The sequence below is a fragment of the Dolichospermum sp. LEGE 00246 genome, assembly GCF_015207865.1.
GTDB classification, from domain to species: Bacteria; Cyanobacteriota; Cyanobacteriia; order Cyanobacteriales; family Nostocaceae; genus Dolichospermum; species Dolichospermum heterosporum.
Window position 1 is genome coordinate 1 of the sequence record NZ_JADEWA010000502.1, and the last position, 3,822, is coordinate 3,822.

Annotated in this window: 1 protein-coding gene; it reads right to left on the reverse strand. The window is 36.8% G+C overall.

The annotated features are described in order from the left end of the window. Positions 1-211: 211 nt before the first annotated feature. The coding region (locus IQ228_RS22940) for a CHAT domain-containing protein (RefSeq protein WP_193964554.1) at positions 212-3,822 on the reverse strand (3,611 nt) is incomplete at its 5' end.

Genomic DNA, 3,822 nt, shown 5'->3' on the forward strand with positions numbered 1-3,822 from the left:
CAGTTAAATAGCACGTTCCCAATAAAAATATATATTACACCAAAACATTTAACTTTTTAACAAGAAAAACCACAACTAATCGTAGTTAATTCCCAGGAGGGAAGATTGCTCTTGGATGGCAAATCAAGTGGGTTCTTGTGTTAATTTTCTGAAAAATTAAGGTTCTACCTACCACCTGTATTTTGCTTTCCACTTCCACAATCATTCCCAATTACCACTGGCCACCAATCATCATAAAAGCCGACCAATAATAAGGATGCTTGGGATTTATCTCCCGTATCTTATCGGCAATGTTCTGTGTTATATCAGCACTCCTGTTGGTAGCAATTAACTTGTTGCCTTCAACTGTAACATCACCTTTAATCATAGCCACTTGTGCTTGTCGTAGTGCTTCCGCCTTAATTGATGTAGTCTTTAACTGGTGATAAAACTCAGTCATCAACACCATAGTAGCAGCATCTTCGACTTTCCACAAACTACCAACCGCTGATTTTACACCAGTGTTAACTGCTAAACCTGTAAAACCTAACTCGGTTTTGCTATCTTCAGAAGCTGATTGACAAGCACTTAAAACTAGTAACTCTAATGGTGGTTGATTCCATCCCAACTCGCGGACTTTATTTAGTGGTAGTTGACTATGGTGCAATTGGATATAAGAATTGTTGGCATCATCAGAATCAAAATATAAGTGAGTTGCTAGATGAACCATTTCAAAAGGTTTGTTTGTAACAGGATTATTCTGGCGTTTATCCTTGAGATTTTCTATGGTAAAGTCATCATTGAGAAGGTATTTACCATTCCATAGTTTGGCAATCTCAGTAACCTCTATTTCTGCTGCTGGCAAATCCTGAGCTTTTTGATTTGGGGCAAATTTACTAGCTCCCATTGCTAAGACTTGAGATTTTTTTATGTCTGAATAAATTATATCCGTGGAATTTGCACTGGGTATCAGACCCAGACTATATTTTTCAATCAAAAATTTTTCACCATCATAGAGAGCAGCCATCGGAATAGAACGTAAATCCTCACCCATAGCAAAGGCCAGATTAGTAATGCCTTGCTTTTGTAGTTCCGCTTCATAGGGTGCAATTAGCCATCTATAGAATAGCTTTCCAAATGCTTTATAATTCTTACTATTGGCATTGGAAACTGCCGACTGAAAATCCGGTTTAACTTTTAAGACCTTTTCTTTAGTTGCGTTGGGGAGTATAATGGTGGTTTGACTGTCTGAAGTGAGTATACGTAAATTAATTACTTCCTTATCTGTTCTCAAAATGTCACTGCTTTTGCTAAAATAGGCATAAACAATAGCTGATTTAATTCCTGTTTGTGCTTGAATTTTTCTCAATTCAGATTGAATATCAGCGACAGATTTTCTGGCAAACTTTCGTCCAAAAAATTGCTCGTACTCCTTTGTTAAACCATCTTCCACTCCAGATAAACCTGAATCTTTTGTTATCGGATTGCTAATACTTTGTGACTGCAAAATATAACTTTCGTCTGATGGTTTAGCAGTTTCCCTGATATTTGAATTAGTAATTATTTGAATGTTCCCTTTGGTATAATTGCCTTGATAAAATTTTGTAGGTATTATATTGTTGTTCAAAGCACCAACAACTGCTCCTGCTGTGCCTATTTTCTCAGTATTACCGACTACAAAGGCTGTGATGCCATTCCCTCCATGAGTAATGGTGAGATTACCACTACCATTTATTCCGAGTGTAGAAATACTAGCCTTTATAGGAATAGATCCGATAAAGGTGGTAAAAGTACCTGTAGCACGGAAAAACCTGTTAGTTACAATATTGATGTCACCACCAATACCACTAGTTAAAGCTTGGGTATTAATAGCAGTAACTTCAATATCATTTTCAGGATCTAAACTTACTTTACCACCATTTCCAGTTTTAGAACTGGTATCTAACAATCCGGTTTTAATACTATCCTGTGCTTGGATATCAATATCCCCACCTTGAGTCGTAATATTTTCTGTTCTGACAAATCCTGTATTACTTTTCAGATTAATACTTTGGCGTTGTGTGGAGATATCACCAGTGCTAATATTTTGATTAGCTAACAGATTAATTGAGGCATTATCTAAGCCTGTAATTGTAGAAGTTGCAGTAATTGAACCTGTATTAGTGGGCGATTGAATTTTTATTATGTCTTTAAATGTGACATCACTTGGGATATTAATCACTCCCTTACTATCATTCCGCCCAATGGTAATTGAACTGAAACCATCTGCTAAAGCATTGATATCAAATTTAGTGAGGTCTAAGCTATTTGGGTCAGCATTACTATCATTATTGATGTTGATGTTTTGCCCTGGAGTGGATGGTTGTAGGACTAAATTCTTGCTGCCTGTAACCGAGTTATCTCCTCCCAAAAAGTCAATTCCATTTGCTGTCAAAGTCAGGTTATTATTCCCTGTGGACAAAGATCTATTAAAGGTGATTGTACCTGTATCTGCTTTTAATTCTTGATTACCAGTACCAGTTAATGTGACGGGACTGTTGAAGGTTTGATTATTTGTGGTGGTAATGTTGTTGGCAATATTGGTATTTGCTGCCATGACATTGAGACTATTAACATTGACTACATTATCTAAAGTTAGATTCCCTGCCTGAAGCGTTAAATCTGTGTTTGAACCATTTAAGGTACTGCTGAAATTAATACCATTGTTATTAGAATTAAAGGTTTTAGGATTATTGCCTTTGAGGGTGACACCACCAGTAAATTGTTGATTCCCTGTGGTGGTAATGTTATTGGCAATATTCGTATTTGCTGCCGTGGTGCTGAGACTGTTGACAGCGACTGCACCACCTAAAGTTAGATTCCCTGTCCCTGCCTGAAGAGTTAAATTTGTGTTTGAACCATTAATTGTGCTGCTGAAATTAATATCATTGTTATTGGAATTAAAGGTTTTGGCATTATTGCCTGTGAGGGTGACACCACTAGTAAATTGTTGATTCCCTGTGGTGGTAATCTTGTTGGCAATATTCGTATTCATCGCAGTAGTGCTGAGACTATTAACATTGACTGCATTATCTAAAGTGATATTCCCTGTCCCTGCATTCAGGGTTAAATTTTTATTTCCATCAACAGTGCCATTAAAATTAATATCACCTGCACCTGCACCTGTGTCTAGGGTAATATTATTCTCCAAGACTACATTTTTAGTGAGAGTAATATTTTGATTATTGGTGGTGATATCAGCATTCAGATTTGTGGTTTTTGCATCTAGTGTAATTGACGCATTATCTATACCTGTTATGTTGTCATTGACAGCGAGATTACCATTAGGTGACTTAATAGTAGTCGGATCTTTAAATTCAACAGAATTATTAATGACAATGTTACCAGTTCCGTCATTGCGTCCAATGGTGATAGAAGCAAAGCCATCTACTAAACTTGCTATTTCTGCACTTGTCAGATTTAATGTTCCATCAATATTATTACCCAGGGTAATATTTTGATTTGTTGTAGCAGATTGAATTGTTAAATTACCTTTTCCTGTTGTTGTGCTGGGTAATTCTATATCATTTGCTGTTAATGTTACATCATTACTTCCTGCTGTTAAATTCCCAGCTAAGAGTATTTTTCCATTATCAGATTTTAATTCTTGATTTGTTGTGCCTGTTAATGCAACACCATCGCCATAAGTTTGCTTGCCTGTAGTGGTAATATCACCGCCAATTTCTGTTGTTCCACCTGTATTTGTTGTGAGACTGTTGGCTGTAACAGTGCTACCAAACTTGGTGATTCCTGTGCTGTTGACTGCCAAATCTCCTAATGCTGCAATTCCCCCGACTATTCCCT